Source organism: Stenotrophomonas sp. yr243 (assembly GCF_900184195.1).
GTDB classification, from domain to species: Bacteria; Pseudomonadota; Gammaproteobacteria; order Xanthomonadales; family Xanthomonadaceae; genus Stenotrophomonas; species Stenotrophomonas lactitubi.
Map to the genome: position 1 here is coordinate 617,875 of NZ_FXWT01000002.1, position 23,628 is coordinate 641,502.

At 66.4% G+C, this 23,628-nt stretch carries 17 protein-coding genes; 6 read left to right on the forward strand and 11 right to left on the reverse strand.

Going from position 1 to position 23,628, the window contains the following annotated elements; translation table 11 throughout:
• Positions 1–3 precede the first annotated feature (3 nt).
• Complete coding sequence (locus QOL57_RS09505) at positions 4–1,038, reverse strand: S41 family peptidase (RefSeq protein WP_157803062.1); 1,035 nt, start codon at positions 1,036–1,038, stop codon at positions 4–6.
• Positions 1,039–1,430: 392 nt separating this feature from the next.
• Here QOL57_RS09505 and QOL57_RS09510 point away from each other — a divergent pair, with 392 nt between their 5' ends.
• Positions 1,431–1,853, forward strand: a complete 423-nt coding sequence (locus QOL57_RS09510) for a hypothetical protein (protein WP_089236882.1) — start codon at positions 1,431–1,433, stop codon at positions 1,851–1,853.
• Positions 1,854–2,043: 190 nt separating this feature from the next.
• Here QOL57_RS09510 and QOL57_RS09515 read toward each other — a convergent pair whose 3' ends face one another.
• The 6 genes from QOL57_RS09515 to QOL57_RS09540 all read right to left on the reverse strand — a co-directional run bounded on the left by QOL57_RS09515 (position 2,044) and on the right by QOL57_RS09540 (position 11,388).
• Positions 2,044–5,178 carry an autotransporter outer membrane beta-barrel domain-containing protein gene (locus QOL57_RS09515; RefSeq protein ID WP_089236884.1) on the reverse strand — a complete coding sequence of 1,045 codons (3,135 nt, stop codon included), beginning with the start codon at positions 5,176–5,178 and terminating at the stop codon, positions 2,044–2,046.
• A gap of 556 nt (positions 5,179–5,734) precedes the next feature.
• Positions 5,735–6,802, reverse strand: coding sequence for a DUF5009 domain-containing protein (locus QOL57_RS09520; protein ID WP_089236886.1), 1,068 nt, complete (start codon positions 6,800–6,802; stop codon positions 5,735–5,737).
• Between the two features lie 2 nt (positions 6,803–6,804).
• Positions 6,805–7,953 (reverse strand): N-acetylglucosamine-6-phosphate deacetylase, encoded by a 1,149-nt coding sequence (gene nagA / locus QOL57_RS09525; protein WP_089236888.1) that lies wholly within the window; start codon positions 7,951–7,953, stop codon positions 6,805–6,807.
• The gene (locus tag QOL57_RS09530; RefSeq protein WP_089236890.1) at positions 7,953–8,981 is read right to left on the reverse strand and encodes an SIS domain-containing protein; all 1,029 of its coding nucleotides are present in this window, start codon (positions 8,979–8,981) and stop codon (positions 7,953–7,955) included. The genes nagA and QOL57_RS09530 overlap by 1 nt, the downstream gene beginning before the upstream one ends.
• A gap of 7 nt (positions 8,982–8,988) precedes the next feature.
• The gene (locus QOL57_RS09535) at positions 8,989–10,056 is read right to left on the reverse strand and encodes a LacI family DNA-binding transcriptional regulator (RefSeq protein ID WP_025878684.1); all 1,068 of its coding nucleotides are present in this window, start codon (positions 10,054–10,056) and stop codon (positions 8,989–8,991) included.
• A gap of 39 nt (positions 10,057–10,095) precedes the next feature.
• Positions 10,096–11,388 (reverse strand): sugar MFS transporter, encoded by a 1,293-nt coding sequence (locus QOL57_RS09540; RefSeq protein WP_089236892.1) that lies wholly within the window; start codon positions 11,386–11,388, stop codon positions 10,096–10,098.
• 385 nt (positions 11,389–11,773) lie between these two features.
• On the opposite strand from QOL57_RS09540, the gene QOL57_RS09545 reads away from it, so the two are divergent.
• The 3 genes from QOL57_RS09545 (at position 11,774) to QOL57_RS09555 (ending at position 18,109) form a co-directional block, all read left to right on the forward strand.
• Positions 11,774–12,790: a glucokinase family protein gene (locus QOL57_RS09545; RefSeq protein WP_089236894.1), complete on the forward strand. Its 1,017-nt coding sequence runs from the start codon at positions 11,774–11,776 to the stop codon at positions 12,788–12,790.
• Between the two features lie 143 nt (positions 12,791–12,933).
• Positions 12,934–15,642 (forward strand): TonB-dependent receptor, encoded by a 2,709-nt coding sequence (locus QOL57_RS09550; protein WP_089236896.1) that lies wholly within the window; start codon positions 12,934–12,936, stop codon positions 15,640–15,642.
• A 112-nt stretch (positions 15,643–15,754) separates the two neighbouring features.
• Positions 15,755–18,109 (forward strand): family 20 glycosylhydrolase, encoded by a 2,355-nt coding sequence (locus QOL57_RS09555; RefSeq protein WP_089236898.1) that lies wholly within the window; start codon positions 15,755–15,757, stop codon positions 18,107–18,109.
• Between the two features lie 125 nt (positions 18,110–18,234).
• Here the strand turns inward: QOL57_RS09555 and QOL57_RS09560 are convergent, their stop codons facing one another.
• Both QOL57_RS09560 and QOL57_RS09565 read right to left on the reverse strand, forming a co-directional pair.
• The gene (locus QOL57_RS09560) at positions 18,235–18,627 is read right to left on the reverse strand and encodes a hypothetical protein (RefSeq protein WP_089236900.1); all 393 of its coding nucleotides are present in this window, start codon (positions 18,625–18,627) and stop codon (positions 18,235–18,237) included.
• Positions 18,624–19,808, reverse strand: coding sequence for an SAM-dependent methyltransferase (locus tag QOL57_RS09565; protein ID WP_089236902.1), 1,185 nt, complete (start codon positions 19,806–19,808; stop codon positions 18,624–18,626). The genes QOL57_RS09560 and QOL57_RS09565 overlap by 4 nt, the downstream gene beginning before the upstream one ends.
• A 59-nt stretch (positions 19,809–19,867) precedes the next feature.
• Here QOL57_RS09565 and QOL57_RS09570 point away from each other — a divergent pair, with 59 nt between their 5' ends.
• Entirely contained in the window at positions 19,868–20,605 is a 738-nt protein-coding gene (locus tag QOL57_RS09570) for a pteridine reductase (protein WP_089236904.1), read from the forward strand.
• A gap of 61 nt (positions 20,606–20,666) precedes the next feature.
• Here the strand turns inward: QOL57_RS09570 and folK are convergent, their stop codons facing one another.
• A complete protein-coding gene (folK, locus tag QOL57_RS09575; RefSeq protein WP_089236906.1) occupies positions 20,667–21,167 on the reverse strand; it encodes a 2-amino-4-hydroxy-6-hydroxymethyldihydropteridine diphosphokinase in 501 nt (166 codons plus the stop codon).
• A gap of 93 nt (positions 21,168–21,260) precedes the next feature.
• On the opposite strand from folK, the gene QOL57_RS09580 reads away from it, so the two are divergent.
• On the forward strand, positions 21,261–22,010 hold the full coding sequence (locus QOL57_RS09580; RefSeq protein WP_089236908.1) for a 20S proteasome subunit A/B: 750 nt from the start codon (positions 21,261–21,263) through the stop codon (positions 22,008–22,010).
• A 104-nt stretch (positions 22,011–22,114) separates the two neighbouring features.
• Here QOL57_RS09580 and QOL57_RS09585 read toward each other — a convergent pair whose 3' ends face one another.
• Entirely contained in the window at positions 22,115–23,626 is a 1,512-nt protein-coding gene (locus tag QOL57_RS09585) for a hybrid sensor histidine kinase/response regulator (RefSeq protein WP_089236910.1), read from the reverse strand.
• Positions 23,627–23,628: the final 2 nt, after the last annotated feature.

Here is a 23,628-nt window from a genome sequence, read left to right on the forward strand (position 1 = left end):
GGCTCAGCCGTCCTTGCAGGCCGGCTGGGCGAGCAACCATGTTTCTGCGGCCAGCAGGGTGGAAGGGCCACTAGGCGTGATCTGGTCGGGCTGCAGCTTGGCGCCATCGCCCTGTCCACTGCGGTCGGTCATCACATTCCCTGTCAGCACAAGCATCGAGCCATCTAACAGAGGAACCGGGCGGTTGCCGGTGGAAAGGCCCGCGCTGGGCTGGCCGAAACTGCGGCTGCCCGGCTGACCGCGGAACGCCAGCGCCACGGCCTCGCCGGAACTGGCCGTGCCTGCACCCATCACGACCGCGACAGGTGCGGGCGACACCCGCAACGTGTAGGTGGCCTGACGCGAGCGCAGCGAGCCATTGCCGCCGGCCGTCACCGCTCCCTCCCCCTGCCGCCAGGGCTGCAGGCCGCCAGCACTGCGGAACCCACCAATCACACCTCCCTCGGGATCCGTGGTTCCATGCAGCAACGGCAACAGTCCCAACAGCATGGGCCACATATTGCCGCCGCCATTGCTGCTTACATCCACCACCCAACCGCACCGTGCACCATCATCCAAGGTGGCGATGCGCTGCTGCAGCGCCAGCGCGTACGCCTTGCGCGCCGTATAGCGCTCCTGCTCGCTCTTTCGCAGATCCTCAACGAAGGGGCTCACCTGCAATATGCCGATGCGTGGGTTGTCCTGCCGAGACGCGGACAAGGCAGCGCTCTGGCCCCCGTTCAAACGCTGGGCGCGCTGGGAACGTTGGTGCTGCTCGCCGGGCGAGATCCATCGCCCATGCCCTCCGCTGCTGCGTGCAGCCGCCTCATCCAGCACACGGCGTTGCAGAACGCGGTCACTGCCAGCGGCAGCCAGCTGCATGCGCACCTCGCTCCAGTCCACGCGGTCGCGATACAGCGACTGCGTTTCCAGCAGTTGCAACATCTGGTCACGTGCTTCAGGCGTAGGCAGTTCGACCGCAGCTTCCGCCGCTCCGGCAGCGGATGGAATCAGAAGCATGCCGAGCATGGCTACGCGCGCATCCCTGTACTTCAGCATTGACGACTCCATGTCATGTAGTGAATGGGAAGGATAACTGTGTCCAATGGCCTGGCGCTATCACGCAACGCGTCGTTTCTGGCACGACATGCACCCGCCGGGAATCTGCAACTTCACTCATTCCAACAGGCCGGCCAGCGTGTGAAATTCCTTATGCCAGCGCGTTCTGTGTTGGCCGGGATTGGCGTCCCGAACGAAGCTTTTCAGAGGCGGGCTTGCAACGACGTTGCAGGACCGAACAATGCACCGTCCGTCGTTCTGCGGCGGGCGGTGCGAGGGGATCTTCAGGATCCGCCGGCTTCATTTCCTCTGGAAAGCTTCACCGGCACGCCAACCCGCACCGCCCGCCACCTTGCATCCCGCAGGTGGCCTTGCCTTGTGAGGTTGTTGCCATGACCACGCTCTACCCCACCTATCCGCGCCTGCACACATTGCTGGGCGATGCACTGCCCGACCTGCAGCTGTCCAACGCGACTGCCGAGGCGTTGGAAGACGCGCTGACCGAAGCCGAGGAAGCCGCTCCCACGCCGGCCTTTTTCAAGCGGTTACGCGACGTCACGCGCTGCCACGCCGCCGACGGCGAGCCGTGGACGGAACTGCGCATCACGCCGGCGCGTGCCCGCGATCTGGCCTGCACCACGCGCTGCCTGCTGGCGTTGTCGGCATTGGGTGGCGTGTTGCTGGCGACACAGGCCGCGCGTGAACTGGACGACGCGGAGGCTCAATGCCCGCCGCTGACAGAGGAAGGGTTGCTGCATGCGGTGCAGCTGCTGGCCGATCACGCGGGTGCGTTGCTGGGGCGATCGCCGTTGTGATGCAGGTGTATGGGAATTGATTGACTGCTGCCAAGGCGTGTCGACCAAGGTCGACACCTACCAGGGCGGGTCATGGCGCCGGCTGGATTCGTGTCGACCAAGGTCGACACCTACCAGAGCGGGTCATGGCGCCGGTTGGATTTGTGCCGACCGAGGTCGGCACCCACCAAAGCAGCCAACGCGGCGAGCGTCACCAATCCGCACGCAGGCCGATGTTCCCTTCGATGATGCGGCGCTTGCCGTTGTCGCTGCCACCCAGCTCGCGGGTGTAATCGGCCACAGCATATGCACTGATCGTGCGATTGAAGCGCCCGACCACGCCGACACCGGCTTCCAATGCGCGTGACCGCTGCGAATTGATGATCGCATCGCTGTCGAACAGGATTCGGTCCTCGCCCGAGCGGCCATGCCAGTAATTCAACTTGAAATACGGCTGCCAGCCGTTGTCAGCCAGTTGGTAATCACCCGCCAGGCGCAGGCCGACGCGGCCGGTCCAGGCGTTGTCGTTGTCGAAGGAAATGGTGGACACCAGATCGCGTTGGTCATCCAGCGAACTGCGTTGCCAGATCACCTGCAGCTGCGGCTCCAGCCACCACGATGACTGTCCGATCTGCAGCAGCGGCTTACCCGCTTCCAGCGACAGCGTGGTGCCATCACCCTTCAGGTCGATGCCCAGCCCGCGCGACGAACGCGTGCGGCCGTCGTAGCGGCTCTGCATCGCCACTGCGTCGATGTAGCCGCCGCTGCTGTCAGTCAACGTCCAGTACAGGCCCACGTGCTTGTCGTCCAACCGGCTCTGGCCGACCAGCACATTGTCCCAGCCCACGGCCAGACCGGTGATCCTGCCATCGGCACGGGTACGGCCGACGAACACGCCGATCTGGTTGCGATGGTTATCGGCGGCAGCGGCCCAGACGTCCAGGCCCGCCTGCACGCCCATCACGTCGCCATCGAAGCCGGGCCGTGCATCGCCCTTCCAGTGGATCTCGCTGCTCTGCCCCACCAGCCGCCCCCACGCGGTGCGGAACGCGCCCTGGCTGTACAGCAGGCGCTGTTCGCCCTGGCGCTCGTGGAAGGTACCCAGGCTGGCCAGCGAGGTCTCACGCAGCAGCGGGGGCACCACGGCGTAGGCAGCGGTTTCCAGGCGGTACAGCAGCACCAGGCCGTTCTCGTCCGGCGCGGCGGGTGTTGCTCCCGCACTGGGCGGTGGCGCACCGGTGCCGGGCAGGCTGCCCCCGGCCACCGGCACGTCCGGCACCGGCGGGTCGCTGGGCGGTGCCACGGGCGGCGGTTCCGGCGGCGGCGGCGGCGGCGCGGTCTCACCGGCGGTCAGGTTCGGATCGATGGCACCTTCCGGTGGCGGTGGTGGTGCCGGGGGAATCGGCGGCGGCGGTGCGACCGGCGGTGTCGGCGGCGGCGGCGGAACCACTTCGCCACCACCGTTCGGCGCGGGGGCCGGCCCGACCGCAACCGTCGAACGCAGGTACCAGTTCTCGCCGGTGCCGGCGCTGACGCCGCCCTTGAACAGGAAATACTCGTAGGCGCCGGCCGAGACCGGTGCGAACAACGAGAACGCACCGGGCGCCGTGGTGGCACCGTTCAGCGCCTGCACCACCAGGATGCCGTCGACCAGCGTGGCTGCCCCGCTGCCGCCCGCGTTGAGGATGCCGATGCCGGTGCTGCCGGTGGCCGTGCCGCCATCGATCACCAGCCGGTCGCTGGTGGCGTTGTCCGCCGCCAGCACGGTACGCAGGTACAGCCCGCCGCCATCGCCACGGTAGTTGCCGCGCACGGTAAATACATCGCCCGGCGCGGAGCCGGTCAGATCGATGCGCCCGGCGTTGACTACATTGACCAACGTGCTGCCGCTGAAAGGACGCACTGCATGCGTACCGCTGCCTGCATAGATCGTGCTGGTGTCATCCAGGGTGAGTGAACCGGTACCGCTGACATTGTCACCGAGCACCAGATCGCCATCGAAGGTGAGCTCTGTGCTGCTGGCCAGGCTGATCGCTTCCCAGTTCTGGAAACGCGCGACGCCGCTGCCTTTGACGTTGCTGAAGCGGAGACGATCATTGCCGCTGCCACCGTCGAACAGCGGCACCGCGCCGATGTTGCCCTGGTTGAGGTTGCTCAGCGTGGCCACGTCGTCATCGGGGCCTGCGTCGATGGCGCCGTACACGATGCCGCCGCCGTTCCAGTTGAAGGTGTCGTTGCCGGTGCTCAACAGCACCTGGCCACGCACGGTGCCATCGGTGATGGTCACGCTGTCATTGCCGCCGCTGACGCTGATGTTGCCGCCGATATAAGCGGTGCCGGAGATGATGATGGTGTCGGTGTCGAAGCCGGTAACCACGTTGCCGTCGACGGTGCCGCCGGACATGTCCCACAGGTTCTTGTCCAGCTTCATGTTGACCCGGCCGATGCGGCCACCGGTCATCCACGCCTGGTCGCCATCTTCGAACGCGCCGACGATGCGGCCACCGCTCATGCGGAAGGTATCGATGTTGTCGCCCTGCTGCAGGGCACCGATGGTGCCGCCGGTCATGACGAAATCATCGCGACCACTGAACTGCGTCACCAGCCCGGTGATGGTGCCGCCGTTGACGGTCAGCTGGTCATCACCGCTGCCCTGGTCGAGGCTGTCGAGCGTCCCGCCATTGAGCAGCAGCACGTCGTTGCCGTCGCCCTGCTGGACGGCGCCAGTGATGCTGCCGGCCAGCATCTGCAGGCGATCGTTGCCGGCACCGAACTGCACGCCGCCGGTGCCGCCGCTGATGGTGCCGCGGTTGACCACGCTGCTGTCGCCTGCACCTTTGAAGGCGATGCCCCAGCCAGCGACTGCACCGATCTGGCCGTCGTTGACCACGCCGCTGCCCCCCTGCAGATACAGCGCGTACCCCTGTGCCGAGGAAATGCTGCCACTGGCGGCATTGTTGACCGTCACCACGGCATCGGCATTGATGCCTCCGGCGGTGCCGCTGCCGACGGTGCCGCTGGCCGCGATGCTGCCCTGGTTGTTGATGGTGCCGCCGGCCGTAGGGGCGACGTAGATGGCGTTGGCGTTGCTGGTACTCAGCTGCGCGCCGCTCTGTACGTTCACGGTAACGCCGCTGGCTCCGGCGCCAAGGGTGACCGGCGTCGCATCGGGGTTGGGCGCGGCCGCACTGCAGGTGACGGTCTGCCCGGCGACGGGGGCGGAGGCATCGCATCCCGCCCAGGCTGCCGGGGCGGCCAGGGCGAGCAGCGACGGCGCCGCCAGGATCTGTAACAGGGAAACGGTCAAACGACGCCGGCGGTACCCGGGCGGGACGGCATGTGACATACGGCACTCCTGGGTCGGGGGATCAGGAACTGCGAATGCTATGTACGGCGCTGCTGACGCAGTCTGCCCTGCCATGAATGGTTTCGATAGGTGAAATTGCAGGCAAGCGGTCACGTTTTTGATGTGAACCCAGGAAGTGCTCACGCGGCCTGCATGTCGATGAATGCCTTCACCATCATTGGCCCGCCAAAAGCATCCACGCATGGCGTGGATCTACTGCAATCCTGGCCCAGTAGATCCACGCCAAGCGTGGATGAGCCCGCAACCCACCAGCACAGTAGATCCACTCCATGCGTGGATGACCCGCAAACCCACCAGCACAGTAGATCCACGCCATGCGTGGATGACCCCGCAAACCCACCAGCACAGTAGATCCACGCCATGCGTGGATGAGCCCGCAACCCACCAGCACAGTAGATCCACTCCATGCGTGGATGACCCGCAAACCCACCAGCACAGTAGATCCACGCCATGCGTGGATGACCCCGCAAACCCACCAGCACAGTAGATCCACGCCATGCGTGGATGAGCCGTTCGCTACTACCTTTGCCCGCGCTCAGATCTTCAAATAAATGCGACGTCGGTCCAGCCACCACGCCACGCCCCACCACAGCGCAACGAACACCAACGCCTGCAGCATCGAGGCCAGCTCCAGCGCCTGCGGCATCGCCACGGCCAGTTGCTGCCAGACCCATCCCCAGGCGCCGGTCGCCAGCAGGATCACCGACATCACCGAAGCCCCCAGATAGGCAGTGATTGCATTGACGCCGAAGCGCCGGCCCAGCGCCGGCCATCCCTTGCGGTCGATCAGCACGTGGCCCAGCCACAACGCCAGCGCGGCCAAGCCCCCGGTCCACAGCACGTAGCTGGGCGTCCACAGCTGCTTGTTGAGCGGCAGCACGGTGGCCAGCAGCAGGCCGAGCACGGCGGTGATCGCACCCAGCGCAGCCAATGCACCGGCGCTGCCCCTGCGCAGCAGGCCGCCGGCCAGCAGGCCCAGCACGGTACTGGCCAACGCGCCGAGGCTGCTCAGCAAGCCTTCGGGGTCATGGCCCAGACCGGTATCGGCCTGCCATTGGTAGATCCAAGGCGCGAACAGGGTGGTGTCCAGACGGCTGGCCGGGTTGGTCCAGGGCGCAAGGTCACCCACGCCCAGCAGCAGCGCTGCATACCCCACCAGCAACGCCACCAGCACGGCCATCTGCATGCGCGGGCGCGCATACACCGCCAGCACGCCCACCACTGCCGCGCACAGTGCAATGCGCTGCAGCACACCCCATATGCGGAAGTGGTGCGTATGCAGTGCCCACCACACCAGCAGGTGCAGCAGCACGCCGGCAATGGCGATGCGCAGTGCGCGTTCCAGCACCCCACGTGCAAGTGCCGGGCGTGCAGCGCGATCCAGCGCGCGCGGTGCGACGCTGAAGGCCATCGACACGCCCACCAGGAACAGGAAGAACGGGAACACCAGGTCGGTCGGTGTGCAACCGTGCCATTCGGAATGACGCAGCGGTGCGAACACCGCGCTCCAGTCACCGGGGTTGTTGACCAGCAGCATCGCCGCCACGGTCATGCCGCGCAGGGCGTCGATCGAGCCCAACCGGCGTGGCGGCGTGCTGCTCATCGTCAAGCTGCCTCGTACTGGCCGGCGATCCACGTACCGCGCACCCGCAGCGCATCGTCCAGCAGCACCAGGTCGGCCTGGTAGCCCTCGGCGATATGACCCAGGCGATCATCGACATTGAGGAACTGCGCCGGATAGGTCGAGGCCATGCGCGCGGCTTCGGCCAGCGGCTGGCGCAGCAGCTGCACGGTGTTGCGCACGGCGGTGGCCATGTCCAGCGCTGAACCGGCCAGCGACCCGGCGGCGTTGCGCACTACGCCATCGATGGCGGTGATGGTTTCGCCATACAGCACGTAGCTGGGATCGTCCGCACCGACCGGCGGCATCGCATCGGTCACCAGCAGCAGGCGGCCGCGCGGCTTGGCCGCCAGCGCCACGCGCAGGCTGGCCGGATGCACGTGCACGCCATCGACGATGATGCCGATCCAGCTGTCGCGATCTTCCAGCGCCGCACCGACCGCACCGGGCTCGCGGCCCTGCAGCGGCGACATCGCGTTGTACAGGTGGGTGAAGCCACGCACGCCGGCATCGAGACCGGCACGGATCTCTTCATAGGTACCGGCGGTGTGGCCGGCGGCAACGATCACACCGCGTTCGACCAGCGCGCGGATGGTCTCCAGCGGCACGCGCTCCGGCGCCAGGGTCAGCAGGGTCACGCCGTTGTCCAGCGACGACGCCAGTTCGATCTCTTCCTCGTCCGGCACGCGGAACTTGCTGGCATCGTGCGTGCCTTTGCGCGCCGGTGCGATGTACGGACCTTCCAGGTGGATGCCGATCACGCCCGGCACGCCCTGTGCAATGGCCTCGCGCATCGCACCGATCGCCTCGCGCATCACACCGAGGTCATCGCTGATCAGCGTCGGCAGCATCGCGGTGGTGCCGAAGCGTCGATGCGCACGCGCAATCGTGCGCAGCGAAGCCACGTCGGGCGTGTTGTTGAACAGCGCACCACCACCACCATTGACCTGCACATCGATGAAGCCCGGCAGCAGCCAGCCGCCACCCAGGTCCACCTGCTCGACGGCCGTGCCCAGCTGCGGTGCAGCGTCGGGCAGCAGCGCGCTGATGTGGCCGTCTTCGATCACGACCGCAAGATCGTCGCGGAACTCATCGCCGGCAAGAATGCGGGCATTGCGCAGCACGGTTGCCATCACACCGTCTCCGTAACCTTGTTCAGATGCGGCGGCAGATCCGGGTTGAAGCCGCGGCGCAGCGCCAGTGCGTTGATCGCGCGGTAGAAGCTCTGCACCGTCAGCAGCGGCGCACACAGCGGATGCGGCGCAGCAGCGACCGGCAGGTTGCCGCCAGCACCGGCCAGCCACACCTGGGCGCCACGTGCGGTGAATTCTTCGGCCACGGCGCGGGTGCCGGCACCGGTTTCATCAGGCTGGGCGAAGGCCAGCACCGGGAAGCCGCGATCGACCAGCGCCATCGGCCCATGCTTGACCTCGGCCGAGCTGTAGGCCTCGGCGTGCAGGCTGCAGGTTTCCTTGAACTTCAGCGCGGCCTCCTGCGCCGCGCCGAGCCCGAGGCCACGGCCGAGCACGAACAGGTTGTTGGCCTCCACCAGGCCCTCGGTCACTGCGCTCCAGTCGCACTGCCAGGCCTCGCGCATCGCATCGGGCAGCAGGTCCAGGGCATTGCGCAATGCGCTGTCCTGCTTCCAGTACGCCGCCAGCTGCAGCAGCGCGGACAAAGAGGCGAGGTAACTCTTGGTCGCCGCCACGCTTTTCTCCACGCCCGCATGCAGCGGGATGACCGTGTCGGCAAGCTGTGCCAGCGGCGAATCCTCGACGTTGACCAGCGCCACCACGCGCGCGCCAGCGGCCTTGGCCGCCTCGGCATTGCGCAGCAGGTCCGGGCTCTTGCCGGATTGCGAAATGACGATGAACAACGCACCGCGCAGCTGCAACGGTGCGGCGTAGACCGAACCCACCGACGGCGAGGCCGAGGCAACGACCAGGCCCAGCTGGGTTTCCAGCAGGTACTTGCCGTAGGTCGCGGCATGGTCGGAGCTGCCGCGTGCGCAGGTCACCACGAACGGCGGCGGCGTAGCGCGCAGGCTGGCTGCCAGCGTCTCCATCACGGCATGGTTGCGGGCGAACTGGCGGGCAACGACCTCGGCCGCTTCGGCGGCCTCGGCGAACATCAGGGTGGCGGTGGGGTCGGACAGCGACATGGCAGGCTCAGGAAGGATCGGAAGGAAGGGGGCGGGCGGCGGCAGGACGCATCGGTGCGGTGGAGCCACGCACCACCAGCTGTGGCACGAAGCCCTGGTTGTGCAGCGGCGCCGGCGCATCGTCGTAGGCATCACTGCGCAGCTGCGCGATCAGCAGGCGCGCGGCATGGCGGGCGATGTCCTCGGTGGCCTGCTTGGCGGTGGTCAGCGGCGGCCACGACTGGCGCGAGAACGGGCTGTCCTCGAAGCCGGCGATGGACAGGTCGTAGGGCACGTTCATGCCGGCCGACTTCGCGGCGGCCAGCACGCCGGCGGCGATTTCATCGTTGGAACCGAAGATGGCGGTAGGCGGTTCGCGCAGTGCCAGCAGGCGCCGCGCACCGCGGAAGCCGTCATCGAAGGTGTAGTCGCCCTGCACCACCAGATGCTTGTCCACGGTCATGCCGTAGTCCTTCAGCGCGGCCTCGTAACCGGCGTAGCGCTCGCCCGACGACCGGTGCGAGGTGCCACCCCAGAGGAAGCCGATGCGCTGGTGGCCCAGTTGGATCAGGTGTTCGGTGATTTCATAGGCGGCTTCGCGGTCGTCGACGAACACGCAGGCGCCATCGGCCGGATCTTCGGTGGCGGCGATGATCCGCACCAGCTTGATGCCACGCGCGGTAAGCGCCTGGACCAGGTCGCGACGTTCGGACATCGGGGCGGTCAGCACCAGCCCGGCCAGGCGCGAGCGCTGCACCCAGTCGGCCAGTTCATCGGCCAGCAGCGGCGAACTGGAATCGCACGGATGGATCTGCAGGCCGAAGCCGGTTTCACGACAGGCGGCGAGCACGCCGTTCTGCACGCCGATGATGTGGTACGGGTTCGGGTTGTCGTACACCAGCCCGATCACGAAGGTGGTGCCGCTGCGCAGGTTGCGCGCGGAGGGGTCGGGTTCGTAGTCGAGCTCGGCGATGGCACGCAGCACCCGCGCACGGGTGGCCTGCATCACCGAGGGCTCGTTGTTGATCACCCGCGACACCGTCTTCAGCGAGACCTTGGCCTTTTCGGCAACGTCCTTGATGGTCGCTCTGCGCATCGGCTTTTCCTGGGGTTGGCTGCCGTCCATCATCGCCGATCAGCCCTTGTCCTGCGGCAGGCCGACGCGATGGCCGACCACCGAGTAGAACAGGATGTACAGGTAGCACGGCACCATCAGCAGCAGGAACACCAGCTGGAAGTCGATGTGCTGCTTGAGCACGGCGAACAGCTGCGGAATGATCGCGCCGCCGGCGATGCCCATCACCAGCAGCGCCGAACCGGTTTCGGTGAAGCGGCCCAGGCCACGGATCGCCAGCGGGAAGATCGCCGGCCACATCATCGCGTTGGCAAAGCCCAGCAGCGCCACGAAGGCGACCGACACATAGCCGTGGGTGAAGAAGGCGCCCAGGCAGAACACCACGCCCAGTACCGCGGAGATGGTCAGGTAGCGCGATTGCGAGACCACTCGCGGGATCAACGCCAGGCCGACCACGTAGCCGATGAGCATGGCAAACAGGGTGACCGCGGTGAACATCTTGGTCTGGTCCAGCGGCAGGTCGAAGCCATGACCGTAGGTACCGATGGCATCACCGGCCATCACTTCCACGCCGACGTAGACGAACAGGCACAGCACGCCCAGCCACAGGTGCGGGAACTGGAAGATGCTGCTGCGCTCGGCCTTGCCCGGTGCGCCGGCCGGGGTGGCATTGGCCTCGGAGGCCTTGATTTCAGGCAGCGGCGAGAACAATACCGCGACCGCCAGCACCACCAGCAAGCCGGCCATGGCCAGGTATGGCGCGTGGATCTTGGCCGCGAACTGGTTGAGCAGCGTGGCCTTGGTGGCCGCATCGGCGGCCTGCACCTGAGCGTCGAGGTCACCGATGCCATGCAGCACCAGGGTGCCGATCAATATCGGCGCCAGGATGCCGGCGATCTTGTTGCAGATGCCCATCATCGCGATGCGCCGTGCGGCGGTTTCGATCGGGCCGAGGATGGAGATGTACGGGTTGATCGCGGTCTGCAGTAGTGCCAGTCCACTACCGATCACGAACAGGCCGCCGAGCGCGCCGGGATACCAGCGCTGCGTGGCGAATTCACCGAACAACGCAGCGCCGCCTGCCATCACCAGCAGGCTCAGGCTGAGGCCCTTCTTCATGCCCGTGCGGCGCAGGATCCACGACGCCGGCAGGGCCAGGAAGAAGTAGGACAGGTAGAACACCATCAGCACCAGGAAGGCGCCGACCTCGCTGAGCTCGAAGGCGAGTTTGACGAAGGTGATCAACGGGCCGTTGAGCCAGGTGAAGAAGCCGATCAGGAAAAACAGCACGCCGACGATGGCGATGGACGAGGCCACGTTCGGGCGTGCGCTTGCAGCGGGGACGGCTGACATCAGGAAGGCTCCTGCGGCGACGGCCGCAGAACACGGCGTCGGAGAGTGGCTGGGAACAACGTTGTCACATTCTTTCGGTGGACGACGACCGTTTGTCAACTTCCATGCACGGGCCACCACATCGGATGCTGCACTGCGCAAGCCCGCTGCACGGCCATCCGCTGAATGCGCTTCGCCCTTGAAGCCCCTTGCTGCAACGGTTCTGCCATGGATGCCGCACTCACGCCATGTAAACGTTTACGGCGATCTGCATTCGCTGCGGCGCAGCAACGAAAGTGTCACGAACTCGTTGACATCGTTGTCAACGCGGTTACAGACTCCGCCCCAATCGCCGGCTTCATCGTTGCCCTTCCCGGGGCCGGCCTCACCTGCTGCAGGAGCCCGCGTGACCGCCAGCCATCCCGCCCCGGCCCATGTCCTGTCCCGCGTCGCGCCCTCGTTCCTGGCTGCCGACGTTGGCGGCACCCATGTGCGTGTTGCCCGGGTCCAGGCCAGCGGCGACGATGCCCATCCGGTGCAGGTGCTCGATTACCGCAAGTACCGCAATGCCGACCATGCCGGGCTCAGCGCGATCCTCGCCGACTTCCTGGCCGAAGGCCCGCGCCCGTCGCACTGCGTGGTCGCCACCGCCGGCTATGCCCGCGAAGACGGCACGGTGATCACCGCCAACGTGCCCTGGCCGTTGTCGGCCCGGCAGATCGAGGCCGACGTCGGCCTACAGCGGGTGCACATCGTCAACGACTTCGAAGCCGTGGCCTATGCCGCCGCACAGGTCGATGCCAGTGGCGTGCTGCACCTGTGTGGCCCGGACAGTGCACCGCGCGGCCCGACCCTGGTGGTCGGCCCCGGCACCGGCTTGGGCGCAGCGCTGTGGATTCCCACGGCCAACGGCCCGGTGGTGCTGGCCACCGAAGCCGGGCAGCCGACCCTCGCCGCCAGCACTGACCTGGAAATGGCGATCGTCCGTCACATGCAGCGCGACCGCGCGCATGTGTCGATCGAACATGCGATCTCCGGCCCCGGCCTGATGAACCTGTACCGCGCGATCTGCGCACTGCAGGACCAGGCACCGGCGCTGGCCAGCCCCGATGCGGTCACCGCTGCGGCAATGGCCGGTAGCGATCCGCTGGCACGGCAGGCGCTGGATGTGTTCTGCGGCCTGCTCGGCAGCACCATCGGCGACATGGCCCTGTTCTATGGCGCCCACGGCGGGGTCTACCTGGCCGGTGGAATCCTGCCGCAGATCCGCGAGTACCTGCGTACCAGCACCTTCGTCGAACGCTACCTGCAGAAGGGGCCGATGGGCGAGGCGCTGGCACGCATCCCGGTGAAGGTGGTCGAACACGGACAGCTGGGCGTGATCGGCGCTGCCAGCTGGTACCTGCTCCACGCCGACGCCTGAACCTGCAAACGGCTTCAACGCAATCGCAGCACGCAGTACGTGGCACGCCAATGCCCGGGACATCGCCGCCGCCCCGCGCACGTCATCGCAACCGCAATCCCATATCGCCGCCGGCATCCAATCGAGTGATGAGGAGAGACATCATGAATACCCGCAAGACCTTGCTTTCGGCCGCCATCATCAGCTGCATCGCCTTCAGTGCGCACGCGCAGCAGGCCGCCCCGACCGCCACCGATCTAGACACCGTCACCGTTACCGGTATCCGCGGTTCGATGGAGAAGTCGCTGGACACCAAGCGCGAAGCCAATGCGCGCGTGGAAGTGGTCACCGCCGAAGACGTGGGCAAGCTGCCGGCGCACAACGTTGCCGACACCCTGCAGCGCCTGCCGGGCGTCAACATCAGCTCGTCCAGCGCCGACGAAGGCGGCTTCGACGAAGCCGACCGTGTCAGCCTGCGCGGCACCAGCCCCAGCCTCACCCAGACCCTGATCAATGGCCACACCGTCGGTTCGGCCGACTGGTTCGTGCTCAGCCAGGGCAACAACGTCGGCCGCAGCGTCAGCTACTCGCTGCTGCCGTCGGAACTGGTCAGCTCGGTGGAAGTGAACAAGTCCTCGCAGGCCAAGCTGCAGGACGGTGGCACCACCGGTACCGTCAACATCATTACCCGCAAGCCGCTGGAGTTCTCCAAGCAGTTCACTGCGGAAGGCTCGATCGGCATGGTCCGTTCGGACCAGGCCAAATCGAACGACCCGCAGCTGTCGGCCCTGTTCAACTACAAGAACGATGAGGGCAACTTCGGCGTGATGGTGCAGGCCTTCAGCCAGAAGCGCGAACTGCGCCGCGAAGCGCAGGAAGTGCCGGGTGGCTTCTTCCAGATCGACCCCAACGGCGCCGTTGCCAAGTCCAACCCGGACCTGGCGGGCGTGTACGCCCCGGGCCTGCTTGGCTCGACCCTGTTCGAACAGACCCGCGAACGCAAGGGCGGTCTGGTCTCGTTGCAGTTCAAGCCGCTGGACAACCTGACCCTGGGCCTGGAAGGTTTCAGTTCGGAACTGAAGGCCAACAACTACAACCGCAACTTCATGCTGTGGGGTGGCCGCATCCTCAATGACCGCACCGTTGAAGACGCCAATGGCAACAAGGTCCTGATCCCCGGCCAGGCACCGAACCCCGGCTACGTGGTCAAGGATGGCGTGTTGACCAATGCCACCTTTGCCGGACAGGCCGATCGCGATTACGCGGTCTACGACATGATCTACCGTGAGTCGAAGGCCAAGACCAACTACATCACCTTCGACGCCGATTGGCAGATCAACGACAGCCTGGGCATGAAGTTCCAGGCCGGCAACACCAAGGGCACCGGCGATACGCCGCGCCAGTACATCGCCGAGGTCAACCTGGCCCGCGGTGGCGGCGCCAACTGGTCGACCCACGGTAATGGCTCGCCGATCGACTGGAACGTCGGTGGCAACATCGGCCCGAGCGGCGTGACCGACTTCGGTACCTGGGGCAACCAGCAGGTCACCGCGGTCGACAAGGAAAAGTGGGCAACGGTCGATTTCAACCAGTACTTCAGCAACGCAGGCGTCCTTAATTCGCTCGACTTCGGTGCCCGTTTCGGCGACCACAAGCGTGAGTCGAAGTCACCGGAAGGTGCAACCCCGGGCGCGATCTGGAATGCTCTGAAGAACGGTGCCACTGCCGGTTTCCCGGGCGGCTTCGCCAGCAACATCGGTGGCAGCTTCCCGCGTGATCTGTGGTACTTCACGCCGGGCGCGTTGAAGGACGCCGTGACCAACAACTCCACCTGGTTGTCCGGCAATGACGGTCCGACCGGCCGCCACAACTACGGTGCAGAGTGGAAGGTGTCTGAGAAGAACTTCGCCGCCTACGTGCAGGCCAACCTCAGCGGCGACCGCTGGAGTGGCAACGTCGGCCTGCGCTACGTCAACATCAAGCAGGACATCGACACCTACGCAGCAGCCACCGGTTCGACCGTACCGGATGTGAGCAGCCTGTTCGGCGCCTGGACCCGCCAGGCGTTCGACAACAAGCACAACCGCGTGCTGCCCAGTGCCAACCTGAAGTTCGACCTGCGCGACGACCTGGTACTGCGTTTCGCAGCGTCGCAGACCCAGACCCTGCCCGACTTCTCGGCGTTGGGCGCTTCGTCCTACGGTTCGGACCTGAACCGTACCGGCGGCGGCGGCAACCCGAAACTGAAGCCTGTAGTGTCGACCAACTTCGACGCCAACCTGGAGTGGTACTTCATGCCGCGCGGCATGCTGTCGGTCGGTGCCTACTCGATGCGCCTGAAGGACTACGTCGCCTTCAGCACCGAGAAGGAAATGCTGTTCAGCGAGCTGACCAATCGCCTCGAGGAATACAACATCTCCCGGCCGAGGAATGCCGACGGCAAGGTACGCGGCATCGAAGTGGCCTATGAGCAGCCGATCGGCGAGTACTTCGGCGTCAACGCCAACTACACCTACGCCGATGGCAGCACCGAACACACCTGGGCCGACGGCAGCGACAACCTGCTGGGCACCTCGAAGAACACCTACAACGTGGGTGCCTACTTCGAGAACGACACCTTCGGTGCACGCCTCAGCTACACCCGCCGTTCGTCGTTCCTGATCGGCCTGTCCGGTGCCAACCCGTACTACCAGGATGACTTCGGCACCCTGTCGGCATCGCTGAGCTACAAGGCCACCGACTGGCTGAGCATCAGCCTGGATGGCCTGAACCTCAACAACCCGACCTACAAGTACTACCAGACCGCGGCCATTCCGACCTCGTTCTACAGCAACGGTCGCCAGTACTACCTGAACTTCCGCTTCAAGTACTGATCCAGCGGCAGCTTCACCGCCGAGTCGTGCACGCACGCCGGGCCTGGGTCATTCCGGGCCCGGCGTTTTTCATGTATAGCGAACATCGCACCCGATCCAAGGAGTCCTTCCGATGACGAAGCCCACCCGCGCCAGGATGCGCAGCCTTCTGCTGCTGGGCAGCCTGCTGGCCGCCCTGCCCGTGCTGCCGGCACTGGCCGCCGATGCTCCGGCACTCGATACCGGCCCCGGCCCGCAGCTGCGCGCCGGCAGCCTGATGTTGATTCCCGCACCGGCCAACGTGCAGCGCGGCAACGGTGCGGGCATCACCGTCGGCGCGGCCACCGTGTTGCAGGCCGATGGCGAAGCCGCACAGCGTGTCGCTGCACAGTTCGCCGATCTGCTGGCGCGCAGTGGTGGACCGCGCCTGGCAGTGGCCAACGGCAAGACGGCGGCCAAGGGCGGCAGCATCCGCTTCCAGATCGTGCCGACCTTCCGCGACAGTGGCGAGGGCTACACGCTGGAAAGCACCGCGCAGGGCGTGCTGGTGCAGGCCGGCAACGAGACCGGCCTGTTCTACGGCGCCACCACCCTGGCCCAGCTCGCCACCGGCGGCAGCAACGGCGTGCTGCCGGCCGTGCAGATCCAGGATGCGCCGCGTTTCAGCTGGCGTGGCTTCATGCTCGACTCGGCGCGACACTTCCAGAGCCTAGACGAGATCAAGCGCGTGCTCGATGCGATGGCCGCGCACAAGCTCAACACGTTCCATTGGCACCTGACCGACGACCAGGGCTGGCGCATGGAGATCAAGCGCTACCCGAAGCTGACCGCGATCGGCAGCTGCCGCCTGCCGGCCGGTGACGGCGGCATCGATCCGGTCAGCGGCAAGGAACATCCGTACTGCGGCTTCTATACGCAGGACCAGATCCGCGAAGTGATCGCGTACGCGGCCGCGCTGCATATCCAGGTGATTCCGGAGATCGATGTCCCCGGCCACGCCACGGCTGCCATCGCTGCCTATCCGGAACTGGGGACGATCAACACGCCACTGAAGCCGTTGAGCGAATGGGGCGTGTTCCCGAACCTGTTCAACGTCGAGGATGGCACCGTCACCTTCCTGGAAAACGTGCTGGAAGAAGTCATCGCCCTGTTCCCGGCCAAGTACGTGCACGTGGGTGGCGACGAGGCAGTGAAGGACCAATGGGAGGCCTCAAAGCAGGTGCAGCAGCGCATGCGCGCGCTCGGCATCAAGGATGAGATGGCCATGCAGAGCCACATCATCAAGCGCCTGGAAACCTTCCTGGAAGAACACGACCGCCGCCTGATCGGCTGGGACGAAATCCTTGAAGGCGGCCTGCCGCCGCAGGCCACGGTGATGTCCTGGCGCGGTACCGAGGGTGGGCTGGCTGCGGCAAGCGCGGGCCACGATGTGGTGATGTCGCCGGTCAGCCACCTGTACCTGGATTACCTGCAGACCGCCTCGCCGAACGAGCCGCCAGGCCGGCCGACGCAGGTGAACCTGGCCAAGCTCTACAACTACGAACCGGTGCCGGCCGAACTGGCCGCCGACAAGCGCGGTCACATCCTCGGCCTGCAGGCGAACATGTTCACCGAGCACACGCGCACCTATGCACGTCTGCAGCACAACCTGTTCCCGCGACTGGCCGCCGTGGCCGAGACCGGCTGGAGCACGCCGGAGCATCGTGATTTCCGCGACTTCCTGGCCCGTCTGCCCTCGCAGCTGCAGCGCTATCGGGCCTGGGGCCTGGCGTATGCACAGACGCCGTTCGAAGTAGGCGTGGCCTACACCGATGACCGCGCGGCGAACACGGTGACCGTGTCGCTGGCCAATCCGCTGGGCTATGAAGTGCGCTACAGCAGCGACGGTCAGCCGGTGACCGCGCAGTCGCCGCTGTACCAGCAGCCGTTGACGTCCACGCTTCCCGCGACGGTGCAGGCGGCTGCGTTCTACCAGGGCCAACCACTGGCTGCGAAGCCGACGGTGACGTCGTACACCGCGCAGTCGCTGCTGTCGCGGCACAGCGAAGAACTGCGCAGCTGCGTGGGCGAGAAGGGCCTGGTACTGCGCCTGGAAGACGATGGTCCGCGCGAAGGTGCGCGCACGGTGTTCACCGTCGACATCTTCCAGCCGTGCTGGCGTTGGCCGCAGGCACAGCTCGATGGCATCGGCAGCGTGGAAGTGCGTGCGGGCCGCATTCCGTACTACTTCCAGCTGGCCCACGACGAGCCGAAGCGCCGCTTCGAGAAGGCCCGGAGCGCGCACGGCGAAATGCTGATCCGCCGCGGTGACTGCACGGGCAAGGTACTGGCACAGGTGCCGCTGCCGGCGAAGACCGATGCCGATGGCTTCGTCACCCTGCGGGCAGCGCTGCCGAAGGGCACCTCGGGTACGGGTGATCTGTGCATCAACTTCACCGGCGACACGCGCCCGGCGATGTGGGTGCTGGATGAGGTGACGCTCCGGTAGCTGCCAACCTTGGTTGGCGCTTTACGGCGGGATCCACGCATGGCGTGGATCTACTGTAGAGCCGAGCCCATGCTCGGCTGCTCTTCAATCGGCAAGCCGAGCATGGGCTCGGCTCTACAGGAACGTTACCCCCGCCAGCGCAGCAGGATGTCGCGCAGCGGGGTCAATGCGGTGGCCATCCCCGCCAACACGCCGATGGTGTTGGCCACCGCATCCATCGGATCGGCCATGCGGTTGCTGGTCAACGCGCCCTGCGCGAACTCGATGCCGACGCCCATCAGCACCAGTCCAGCCGCCACCCACAGCAGTGGGCGGCCACGTCGGAACAACTGCACCGCGCTGCCGGCCAGGATGAAATAGGCCAGAAAATGCTCGCCCTTGTCGCTGTTTTCCGGCAGCGGGATCGGCGGCGGCGGAATCAGGCAGGCCACGATCACCGTCAGCACCGCCAACACCCACAACGCGCTCCACAGGCGTGGCCGCCGCAGCGGCTTGATCACCGGCAACGCTGCACTCACAGGCGCCAGCTCAGGTCGCCCAGTTCGAAGGCCGGTTCGAAATCGACGTCGCGCTGCAGGCCAATGGCCTGGAAACGCTCGCCCATCTCCGTTGGCAGGGTCAGCTTCTTCACCTGGTCGCGCAGCTGGATGCGGCCCACTTCATCGGTGCGCTCCTCGGCCAGGGTCAGTACCTGGTCCAGGCCGTTGCCGAGCAGGAAACTGGCCTGGCTGCAGTAACCGGCCAGTTCAAAACCGCCGTGCAGGCCGGCCTCGGCCATGGCGGTGAAATCGACCGATGCGGTGATGTCCTGCAGGCCGGGCCAGCGATGGATCTCGTTGTGCACGTGATGGCGGTAGAACGCGCGCACGGTGCCGTCATCGCGCTCTTCCTGGTAGAACTCGCCCCGGTTGTAGCCGTAATCCACGAACAGCATCGCGCCGCGGCGCAGGCCACCGGCCACCGCCTGCAGCCAGTACGGCAGCTGCGGCAGCACCTCGGAACGGTAGCCATCGGCAAAGGGCTTTTCCAGGTAGCGTTCGAGGTGGCGCACCGCGCCGTTGAGCAGGACGTCGGCCGGCTGCGCGCCACGGATGAAATTGCCCTGCCCGTCCAGTTCGACGGTTTCCTCATACACCTCGCCGTCCTTGATGAGGAAGCGCGGTGTCGGCAGCGCATCGATCACCTCGTTGGCGAACACCACGCCGTCCCAGTCGTCCTCGAACGGGCGATCAAGCCACTCCACCCGGCTGGCCAGCTCAGGCGGCAGGTTCTGCTGCAGGCGCTCGTGCTGGCGCTGGCGCAGGTCCGCGCTGGGCTCGAGGATCGCGTAGCGGGCCGGCAGCGCGTCCAGCTCGGCCAGTCGCAGCAGCACCGCCTCGGCGAAGGCACCGGTGCCGCCGCCCAGTTCCAGCATCCGTGCCTGCGCATCGAGCTGTCCTAACACCGGCGCCAGCGCATTGGCAACGCTGCCGGCGAACAGGCTGCCCAGCTCGGGGGCGGTGGTGAAATCGCCGCTACCGCCGAATTTGCTGGCACCGGCGCTGTAGTAACCCCAGCCCGGCGTGTACAGGCACAGCTCCATGAAGCGGGAGAACGGCATCGCCCCGCCCTGTGCGAGGATCTCGGCGCGCAGGGCGGCGGCCAGTTGATCGCTGTGGGCCAGGGCATCGGCTTCGGGCAGGGGGAAGGTAGGCTGCATGGCGTCTTCGAATGCGGTGACAATGGTGCACAGGATAGCCGAGCCTTGGAGGACCCTCGATGAGTGACACCGCCCCCGTGGCCCTGATCACCGGCAGCGCACGCCGGATCGGCGCGGCCATCGCCCGCCAGTTCCACGCCTGTGGCTGGTCGGTGGTGCTGCACGCCAATACCTCCAGCGCCGAACTGCAGCAGGCCGCCTTCAACCTGGACAACGAGCGCCCCGGCAGCGTGCTGGCGTTGCAGGCCGACCTGCGCGACGCCGACGCCCTGGCCGATCTGGTCGAGCAGGCGGTGACCCACTTCGGCCGCCTCGATGCGCTGGTCAACAACGCCTCCAACTTCTTCCCCACCCCGCTCGGCCAGGTCACCGCCGAGGCGATGGACGAGCTGTATGCGGTCAACGCGCGCGCACCGCTGCTGCTGGCCCAGGCCGCCGCGCCGTACCTGCGTCGCCAGCACGGCTGCATCGTCAACCTGACCGACCTGCACGGCACCGACCCGATGCGCGACCACATCGCCTACACGATGGCCAAGGCGGCGCTGGAAATGGCGACCCGCTCGCTGGCGCTGGAACTGGCGCCGAAGGTGCGGGTGAATGCGGTGGCGCCCGGTGCGATCCTGTGGCCGGAACAGGGCAAGGACGATTTCGCCCGCGAGGCGCTGCTGGCGCGCACGCCGCTGGCGCGGATCGGCACGGTCGAGGAAATCGCCGAAGCGGTGTACTGGCTCGCGGCCGAGGCCAGCTTCGTCACCGGTCACACCCTGCGTGTGGATGGTGGGCGTACGGTGAGTTGATCGTTCAGCCACCCATGGGGTGGCTCTACTGTAGAGCCACCCCATGCGTGGCTGCGTCGGGTCAATCCAGCGCGTCGGGGTCCAGCTCGACCGTCTCGAACGCTTCGCCATGCTGCTTGTGCGCGCGCCACAGCGTGGCCAGGTCCAGGCCGCTGACCGGATCGATGAAGCCCGGGGCGATATCAGCCAGCGGCTTCAGTACGAACGCATGCTTCAGTTCCGGGCGCGGAATGCGCAGATGGCCGGGGCCTTCCACCACCAGGTCGCCATAGAACACCACATCGACGTCCAGGGTCCGGTCGGAGAAACGCGGGCCGCTGCGGTCACGACCGTGCGCATCTTCCAGCGCATGCAGCCAGTCATCCAACTCCTGCAGCGGCAGGTCGGTCTCGATGGCAACGCCGTTGTTGAGGAAGGCCGGACCGTCGAACCCGACGGCAGCGGTGCGGTAGGCGGCGGACACCTGCAGCGCACCAAAGCGCTCGCGCAGGGCCGCCACCGCAGCGTGGAGGTAGCGGCGGGGGTGGACGTTGCTGCCCAGGCTCAGGAGCACGGTGGTCATGCGGTTCCGGTGACGGCAATCAGGTGGAGCGCGGGCATGCCATCGTCACAACGGCCTACCTACAATCCGGGACGCATATGATAGGGCACCGACATGACCTATTGCGTTGGAATCGAGGTGGACGAGGGCCTGGTCTTCGCCGCCGACACCCGCACCAATGCCGCGCTGGACGATGTCCGCGTGCACCGCAAACTGCACGTGTTCGAATACCCCGGCCAGGCCGCTTATGTGGTGATGGCCGCAGGCAACCTGGCCACGACCCAGTTGCTGGTGTCGCGGCTGAAGCGCGATGCCGACGAGCGGCGCACGCCGAACCTGCGCGACATGGCCCATCTGTTCGAGGCTGCGGCCTACGTCGGCTCCCTGCTGGTGGACAGCCAGGTGCAGAACCAGCACACCGAACACGGCCATGACGGGGTGAACACCCAGGCGACGCTGATCTTCGGCGGACAGATTGCCGGCGAACAGCCCGGCCTGTACATGGTCTACCCGCTGGGCAACGCCATCGCCGCCTCGCCGGAAACGCCCTATCTGCAGATCGGTGAATCCAAGTACGGCAAGCCGATCCTGGATCGCATCCTGACCCCATCCACGCATCTGGAAGATGCCGCACGCACGGCGATCGTTTCGCTCGATTCGACCATCCGGTCCAATCTGTCGGTGGGCCTGCCGGTCGACTTGGCGCTACTGCGCGCCGGCGAACTGCGGATCAGCCAGCAGCTGCGGCTGGGCGCCGATTCAGCGCTGTACGCCGACATCCATCAGAACTGGTCGCGGCGGCTGGAACAGGCGGTGGAAAGCCTGCCACGGTTTCCGTGGGAAACGACGGATCGCCCGGGCTGAAACGCCGCCGCTGCGCACCTGTAGAGCCGAGCCCATGCTCGGCTGACGCAGCCGATGCAGACAGCAGCCGAGCATGGGCTCGGCTCTACAGCGTTCCCTCGACGTCAGCCCAGTGCGTCGGCCACCGCGCGGAACACCTGCTGCATCTGCAGCGGCTTGCGCAGCAGATGCACCTCGATGCCGGCGGGGAACACATCTGCCGGCATTTCCCCGGCAGCCTCTTCCAACACCAGCGCCGGGCCACGATAGCCGAGCGTAGCCATCTCGCCCAGCAGCTGGCTGGCCGACAAAAGCTTGGAGCCGGCATCGGCAATCACCAGCGCCGGCATCGCCTCCTGCTGCATCCAGCGCAGCGCCGCCGGGCCATCGGAGGCCAGCTGCAACTGATAGCCCTGGCTGGACAGCGCATTGCCCAGCAGCGACAGGCGGGTGGCTTCACCATCGACCACCAGGATCGACTGGCCACTGCCCAGCGCCACCAGTTGTTCGATCGGCTCGCCGCCTTCTGCGCTGGCATGCATCGGCAGACGCAGCTCGAAGCAGGTGCCCTGCCCCAGCTGGCTGTTGACGTGGATGCTGCCACCGGCGCCTTCAACGATGCGCTTGCAGGAAATCAGGCCCAGCCCGGTGCCATCGGCCTTGGTGGTGAAGAACGGATTGAACAGATGCGACATCGTGTCCGCATCCATGCCGGTGCCTTCATCGACCACCGCGATGCGCAGCCAGTCCTCGCCATCGCGCTGGCCACCATGGCTGGCGGTCAGACTCAGGTTGCCGCCATTGGGCATCGCCTGGATCGCGTTGAGCGCCAGGTTCAACAGTACCTGCTGCAGCTCGGTGTAGTTGGCATCGACCACCAGCCCCTCATCCTCGACCACAAGGTCCAGGCGGACGCCATCGGGCACGTTGCTGCGCAACAGCAGCGCCACGGCCTGGAACAGGTCATCGATGTGGATGCGCTCGCTGGCCTTGCGCGACCCGCGCACGAACGACAGCATCGATTCGGCCATCTCATGGCCACGGCGACCGCACTCGGCGATCACGTCGGCCAGGTGGTGCAGTTGCGGATCTTCGGTACGCGCTTTCAGCAGGTCCGGCATGATCAGCAACGGCTGCAGGATGTTGCGCAGATCGTGGCTGAGGCCTGCGGCCAGCAACGACAGGCTTTCCAGCCGTTGCGCGCGCATCAGCTCGGTTTCCACCCGCGAGCGCTCGATGGCGCTGCGTGCCTCACGCACCGCGCGCGCCACGGCGGACGGCAGGCGCGCCGGCTGGTGCTTGATGATGTAATCGTTGGCGCCCTTCTGCAGGGCCGCCACCGCATTCTCTTCGCCCATGGTGCCGGAGACGAAGATGAAGGGCACCTCCGGCAACGCATCGCGCACGATGCGCAGCGCGTCGTCGCCGGAGAAGCCAGGCATGCTCAGGTCGGACAGCACGATGTCCGGCTGGAAGCGCGCCAGCGCATGGCGCAGGTCGTCCGCACTCTCGACACGCTCGAACGTGGCCTCAAGGCCTGCATCGAGCATCTGTTCAGACATCAGCTCGGCATCCTCGGGGGAATCTTCCACCAGCAGGATGCGCAATGCGCCGAGTGCGGGACCGGTCAGGGGCATGG

Coding starts and splice junctions, on each gene's coding strand:
- QOL57_RS09580 (WP_089236908.1), top strand. CDS start 21,261: ATGACCTATTGCGTTGGAATCGAGGTGGACGAGGGCCTGGTCTTCGCC.
- QOL57_RS09510 (WP_089236882.1), top strand. CDS start 1,431: ATGACCACGCTCTACCCCACCTATCCGCGCCTGCACACATTGCTGGGC.
- QOL57_RS09520 (WP_089236886.1), bottom strand. CDS start 6,802: ATGAGCAGCACGCCGCCACGCCGGTTGGGCTCGATCGACGCCCTGCGC.
- QOL57_RS09540 (WP_089236892.1), bottom strand. CDS start 11,388: ATGTCAGCCGTCCCCGCTGCAAGCGCACGCCCGAACGTGGCCTCGTCC.
- QOL57_RS09565 (WP_089236902.1), bottom strand. CDS start 19,808: ATGCAGCCTACCTTCCCCCTGCCCGAAGCCGATGCCCTGGCCCACAGC.
- QOL57_RS09555 (WP_089236898.1), top strand. CDS start 15,755: ATGACGAAGCCCACCCGCGCCAGGATGCGCAGCCTTCTGCTGCTGGGC.
- QOL57_RS09585 (WP_089236910.1), bottom strand. CDS start 23,626: ATGCCCCTGACCGGTCCCGCACTCGGCGCATTGCGCATCCTGCTGGTG.
- QOL57_RS09550 (WP_089236896.1), top strand. CDS start 12,934: ATGAATACCCGCAAGACCTTGCTTTCGGCCGCCATCATCAGCTGCATC.
- QOL57_RS09505 (WP_157803062.1), bottom strand. CDS start 1,038: ATGCTGAAGTACAGGGATGCGCGCGTAGCCATGCTCGGCATGCTTCTG.
- QOL57_RS09570 (WP_089236904.1), top strand. CDS start 19,868: ATGAGTGACACCGCCCCCGTGGCCCTGATCACCGGCAGCGCACGCCGG.
- QOL57_RS09530 (WP_089236890.1), bottom strand. CDS start 8,981: ATGTCGCTGTCCGACCCCACCGCCACCCTGATGTTCGCCGAGGCCGCC.
- QOL57_RS09515 (WP_089236884.1), bottom strand. CDS start 5,178: ATGTCACATGCCGTCCCGCCCGGGTACCGCCGGCGTCGTTTGACCGTT.
- folK (WP_089236906.1), bottom strand. CDS start 21,167: ATGACCACCGTGCTCCTGAGCCTGGGCAGCAACGTCCACCCCCGCCGC.
- nagA (WP_089236888.1), bottom strand. CDS start 7,953: ATGGCAACCGTGCTGCGCAATGCCCGCATTCTTGCCGGCGATGAGTTC.
- QOL57_RS09535 (WP_025878684.1), bottom strand. CDS start 10,056: ATGCGCAGAGCGACCATCAAGGACGTTGCCGAAAAGGCCAAGGTCTCG.